Origin of the sequence: Okeania sp. KiyG1 (assembly GCF_014132355.1) — a bacterium.
Classification (GTDB): Bacteria; Cyanobacteriota; Cyanobacteriia; order Cyanobacteriales; family Microcoleaceae; genus Okeania.
Genome location: NZ_BLZO01000118.1, coordinates 219001 through 225000, shown reverse-complemented (window position 1 = coordinate 225000; position 6000 = coordinate 219001). Strand labels below are relative to the sequence as shown.

General features: G+C 38.9%; 4 protein-coding genes and 1 pseudogene (1 of these 5 only partly in view). 2 read left to right on the top strand and 3 right to left on the bottom strand.

The features are described from left to right. A protein-coding gene (locus tag SAGCYANO_RS28830; protein WP_202223204.1) for a hypothetical protein crosses the window boundary here: on the top strand, positions 1 to 38 show its 3' end. It extends 274 nt beyond the left edge of the window; the window shows 38 of its 312 coding nt (coding positions 275–312); its start codon lies beyond the left edge, outside the window; the stop codon is at positions 36 to 38. A gap of 1456 nt (positions 39 to 1494) precedes the next feature. Here SAGCYANO_RS28830 and SAGCYANO_RS28825 read toward each other — a convergent pair. Both SAGCYANO_RS28825 and SAGCYANO_RS28820 read right to left on the bottom strand, forming a co-directional pair. Then, positions 1495 to 2685, bottom strand: a pseudogene (locus tag SAGCYANO_RS28825) (RtcB family protein). 466 nt (positions 2686 to 3151) lie between these two features. Then, a complete protein-coding gene (locus SAGCYANO_RS28820) occupies positions 3152 to 4348 on the bottom strand; it encodes an FAD-binding oxidoreductase (RefSeq protein WP_202223203.1) in 1197 nt (398 codons plus the stop codon). A gap of 156 nt (positions 4349 to 4504) precedes the next feature. Between SAGCYANO_RS28820 and SAGCYANO_RS28815 the strand changes: the two genes are divergently transcribed. Next, entirely contained in the window at positions 4505 to 5158 is a 654-nt protein-coding gene (locus tag SAGCYANO_RS28815) for a hypothetical protein (RefSeq protein WP_202223202.1), read from the top strand. Positions 5159 to 5727: 569 nt separating this feature from the next. On the opposite strand, the gene SAGCYANO_RS48175 is transcribed toward SAGCYANO_RS28815, so the two are convergent. Further along, positions 5728 to 5862, bottom strand: coding sequence for a hypothetical protein (locus SAGCYANO_RS48175; protein ID WP_255502742.1), 135 nt, complete (start codon positions 5860 to 5862; stop codon positions 5728 to 5730). Positions 5863 to 6000 lie beyond the last annotated feature (138 nt).

The following is a 6000-nucleotide window of genomic DNA, read 5'->3' as shown; positions in this document are numbered from 1 at the left end:
ATGTAGTTATTATCGCCGATATTGGTGGGCTTCCATAGGTCAGTAACATCGAGGTAACCTTAAAATGAGCAACCCTAGGTTTCAAACCTTGCTCGTTATCACCCATATTAGGTTGCTCTAGTTTTTTTGACCACAATAGAGTCTTTGTGACATACTCCCACACTAACCTGAAGCTATAGTGTGGGCTTCTCGTTTCGCAGTCCCGGTATCCCGTCGGACTCCACGAAGCTCTAAGGACGGGATGCTCCGCCGCCCTTTTTGCCAATAAAAAAGCTGCTGACCTAGCGTCGCAATCAGATTTTACATTCCCAACGGATTACTAGGATTTCTGGGATATAACCCCTAATCTTATTTTATTTTCATGATTCATCGCTGGCGGTTGTTAACTCAAACCAGCTTTAGTCTATCATAACATAAAATTCGTAAATTAATGGGACATCGATTCCCATTAATTTACCGTCGATTCATCTCACACCAAATTTTCAATTATGGTGTGAGGCTTCTCGACGCTCTAGCTAACCAAGGAAAGACCTATTGATAAGTAGACCAGAAATCTCTGTAGGCTACTTACCGAAAAGCGACGTTGAGAGCAAGCGTGTTTTAACCGGGGGATGAAAACAAGCGAGTCGTTTAGACAAGACTTCTTTAGTTGTCCGGTGCTATTATCTGGATGTACAAACGTTTAAACAAAAGTAAGCAGAAAGCTAAGTTTAGACTTAAGCCGACTGTGTAGGGGCACAATGACATCGTCCCCAAAGAACATATCTTTGGTCAGAATCATGAGAAACGAAGCAACAAGGATTTATCCTGTTGCGTAGTATCAACTTAGAATCCCCTCGGCAATAGCTGCGGGGAGTAGTCAAACTTTCGATATATTCCTACTAGAGAATTCCACAATCTTTCGGATCCATTTCTAGTGCGATCGCCTAGCCTCCTGGAGGAAAATCGCCAATATCAGCTCCAACAATTTTTTAGTAAGCAACTAACTTTGTTTTTAGTCAATTAGGACTTACACAGCAATCATACCTGTAGGATGTCCTGCAACTACCTTACACAACAGTTAGCATATAACACGAGGATTTTGCGTAAGTCCTGCCAATAAAACCACAAAAAATTAATTAGCCTTTTACCGAAAAATTGGGTTTAAAGCCTCCCCCTTTTAGGGGGACTTTATGTTATGCTTAAAAAAGCGGAAAGGTATTCAACCGCTCTAAAAACCTATAGCTACCTAACTTGTAGCGTTTGCACCTTGAAAACTAGAGTTATGGGGTTTTGTACAGGAATGCTTGTACATGGAAAAGCTCTAAGCAACAAGTATCAGAGAACCAAAGTTTTTTAAGGTTTGAACTGTACCGTAGGGCATACGGGAACAGGCTCTTGAAATAGAGCAAACGCTTGGGGAGAGAACCATCTCTGGGTTAGATGTCGCAAGGTGTTTAATTTAAGTGGACTCGTTGAACCAAGAATCCTGGTTTCAGGAGAATCTCCGCGCCTTTAGGCCGGAGAGTATGTCAAACAGACAACTTGTTTAAGAGTTGCCACAACTTCTACTAAATCACTTTGTTGATTTATTACTTCCTCAATAGATTTATAAGCACCAGGAATTTCATCAATAACACCTCCATCTTTTCGACACTCTACTCCCTCTGTTTGCTTCACTAAATCATCAACAGAAAAACGTTTTTAGCTTGAGTGCGAGACATAATTCGGCCAGCACCATGACTACAGCTACAATAACTTTCATGGTTTCCTTTTCCTTTGACAATGAAGGATTTTGCTCCCATTGAACCGGGTATAATTCCATAATCTTCTTCTTGTGCTCGCACAGCACCTTTACGAGTTACATAAACTTCCTCGCCAAAATGTACTTCTTTTTCTGCATAATTGTGATGACAGTTCACATCTAATAGCGGTTTTGTTGGTTTACCTCCTGCTAAATGCTTTTCAACAATTCGCTTAAAACGAGCCATCATTACATCTCGATTAAATCGAGCATAATTTTATGTGCCCATTGTAGATCGCGCCAGTAAGCTGCAAATTCTGGTGTTCCAGTTACAAAGTAGGCTAAATCTAAATCTGGTAATTTCATATCTGCTAATTTTGCTAATTCTTTAGCAGTGTTAATATGACATTGAGCTAATTTATTTCCAATGTGACGGGAACCTGAATGCAACATTAACCAAACATTGTTTTCTGTATCCAGACAAAGTTCGATAAAGTGGTTGCCTCCACCAAGAGACCCCATTTGTTTGAGAGCTTTACTCTCCAGATTTTTACTCCTGGATGTAACTCTTTGAAGTTTTTCCAGCGCTGCCAGTTGGTGACAGATTTTTCGATTTCTTTGTTTTCAGAAAATCCTACAGGAATAGCTGCTTCAATATCTTGTCGGATTTTTTTGAGTTTGCCTTCTAGTTGGTTGGCAACAAAAGGCATTTTTATTGCGCACATTCCGCAACCAATATCTACGCCTACAGCAGCAGGAATAATTGCTTCTTTTGTGGCAATTACAGAACCTACTAATGCTCCTTTGCCTAAATGCACATCTGGCATTAGGGCAACGTGCTTGAAGACAAATGGCAAGGATGCTACATTTTTTGCCATTTGGTGTTCTTTATTTTCTAGGGGATGATTTGCCCAAGACAATACTGGTTTTGGGGTTGAGAGTTTTAGTTTTTCGTATGGCATATTTGATTTTAAGTTACTATTGCTTGTCGAGCTATACTACATAATACAATGTAACATAAGAAATTACGGAATGTAGTTCAACAATTAATAATTAGGGTTTGCGCTCAAAGGTCTTTTAGTAGGGGTAGGAGACAGGAGACAGGAAGAATGGGGAATGAGCGAGGAGGTAGGAGTAAGAATTGTAAGAGTGATTTTTCTGCCCAAGTCTTGCCTAAAATACGATCCATGAATGAGCATGAAGAGCTGAAAACCAGGCACTTTTAAAGGCCCCAAAAAGGCACTTGCCTTTATATCTCAATGCTTTTAGATTTAATCAGCAAGCCCTAATTAATAATTAATAATTACCTCTCCTTGAAAAGAAGAGGATTGACGCTTCAGGAAAATTTTTTTCTTTTTTCTCCTTTAAAGTAGAGGCTTTAAACCTTAATTATTCGGTAAGGATATAAATATGAAGAAGACTAATTAGTTAGACAAAGCGATGAGGAGATAATTGCTTGATAATCTCATCATTTTCTCCAGCTACATAATTAGCGAATCTTTTAGCTAGGGGAGGTACAAATGCAAAGGGACTACTGAACCCAGAAAAAATATGTATCCCTTCTTGATTAGGAATAGCTCCAATGAGGGGTAAGCTGTCAGCGCTATATGCTATTAGGCAGTGATACCAGGTTGCGGGTAAATTTTCTAATGCTGGTAAAATTTTTCCGATCTCCGATCGCATAGCAATTTCACTTTGAGCAGGATCGACTTTTGCGTGGGGGTCCGTGAGTACGCGGGAAATTTGACCTATTCTAATGCTACCGTTTTTAAATTGAATTGCACCAGTATCTAAGCTAAATGGCACAAACTCGTGACCAGGTTCATCCCACATTTTTTCAAACTCAGTTGTACTTGTAGCAGCTTCACATTGAAAACGTTCTTGTATTGCTGACATTACAGTAGTATGTAGTTGTAAATCTGTAGGAGGAGTTTCTAGCATCTCAGCATGGGTGAAATAAATACGGGTATGGATACCTGCTGATTTTAGGAAATGACGAGAAATTCCGCCTGCACAAATAACTACATTGGCAGCGTGATAAGTTTGAGTAGTTGTGTAGACTCCGGTTATACGTTCGCGGTAGCGATGCGGAGCATTATCGCCTGTTTTGACTAACCCCGTTACTTGAGCTGTTTCAGTTTGACCTCCTAACCTGGTAAATGCTTGACAGTAGGCTAAAGTCATTTCTTCTGGAGAAACATGACCGCTACGAACAGTTAAAACTCCTGCGATCGCTTCTTTATTTAGTAAGGGTTCCATTTCACAAGCTTCTTGGACACTTATTAGGCGAGGTACAGTATTGCAGTGGTTGAAGGTAGCAGCTATTTTTTCTGGGTCATCTTCTAGGGCGATAGTTAGCAATAAATCTAACTCTCTAAATTGGGTATCTGTTTCTAATTCTTCAGATAGGCAATGATGACGTTCTTTTCCTTCCTGAAAAAGTTGATTGGTCAAATCTGTAGTACCAGACCAGTAGGGTAAAATAGCATAACTATAACGGGTTGCACTTTTTAAAGTAGGGTATTTTTCTAACAGGAGTACGGTAAAACCTTTTTTTGCCAACTCATAACTGAGAGCTGCTCCTGTTATTCCGCCCCCAACTACAATCCAATCGTAACTTTTCATAAACCATTTACTCTAAGATTTTCCTGATATAATAATAGGTATTTAACTAATAACAAAATATTTAGATTATTTAGGCAAATAATTATGCAGTTTTATTTCCAGTTATTCAGCATAAATACTAGACTAAAGAAGCAAATTTGTGGACTGATAATTATATTGCTATCAAGTATAACTTTACCTAGTCTTAGCCTAGCACAGTTGCCTCGTTTTGATTCTCAATCGTCTCCAGAAAAACCGTCTTTGACTGTATCACCATCAAATACTGTTCCAACTCAACCTACTCAACCCTCAAAACAACTTTCTCCAGAAAAACCGTCTTCGACTGTATCGCCATCAAATACTGTTCCAACTCAGCCTTCTCAACCCTCAAAACAACTTTCTCCAGAAAAACCGCCTTCGACTGTATCACCATCAAATACTGTTCAAAATCAGCCTATTCAACCCTCAAAACAACCTTCTCCAGAAAAACCGTCTTCGACTGTATCGCCATCAAATACTGTTCAAATTCAACCTATTCAACCTTCAAAACAATTATTTGTTAATGATTCTACAGCTCCTTTACCTGGAGCAAGACAATTGCCTATTGGAGTTATTCAACCTGTAAATGGTTTGGTCAATATCAAACTTGCAAATAATACTGCTGCTACAATTTCCTATGAGATAATTGGAGATACTACACAACGCCAGTTGTCAGGAAAGTCTGAAGTTATTTTAAGGAAATTAAAAGTTCCTGTCAATATTACTTTTTATCGGGATAAGGGAGGTTTTTATTGGTACAACCTCAGTTTATTGTTAAAAATGGTCTTTTGAAGTTAACTATGACTGAGACTAATAATTTTAATTTGGATAAATCTAGTTTATTAATTGAAGAAACTGGCAGTGTCTTTTAAATTAGATAACGTTTCAATTTTAGCTTTTTTCAATTATGCCCCCTATAATACCATTTCTCAAAAACTTTTCTACATTTTGTTGAGTAGGGGACCCACCCTAACCCCTCCCTGGAGGAAATGGGAGTGGGGGAGTGGGGAGAAGTAAACATAAGAATAATTAACATTAAATTAGCTGAAATTAGCATGCAAAGTAATTTTGCTTGTACCGATCAGTTGACAACTGAAGTACTGCCCAAGTATAGCAACACTTTTGGGAATTGGTATAAACGTAATTTAACTGAATTTACTGTTAGTTAGTAATCTTTTTATTTTGGGCTTAATATCCCACCGTCTACACGGTGTTGACAATTGGTTGGGGTTATAAGACACGGAGTGGCCGGTCGTTGACTATCCCCATCCATTTTTTCGGTGTTGCTGAATACTGGGATGATTTCGGCGCTCCACGGGGACACGGGGACACGGGGACACGAGGAGAGGGGGACACGGGGATTATGCTTTCTGCTCTGGTGACAAAATCATCCCGCAATTATGCAATGCCATTTTTTCTTCCTTCTTCTTCACAGGAGTGCGCATTCCCTTGGGTCTGTCGCCGATGCGGGGTCGCACCGCTTCTTCCTTTTTCAATTTGTTTCTTGAGTAAATTTAATGATAAAATTACTCAAGAATTTTTGCTGAAAAATCAACAGAAAATTACTAAATATTGATTAGTATCCTGTATTGATATTTATAATTTGAAACTTTCAGATTAAGTGAATTATTGAT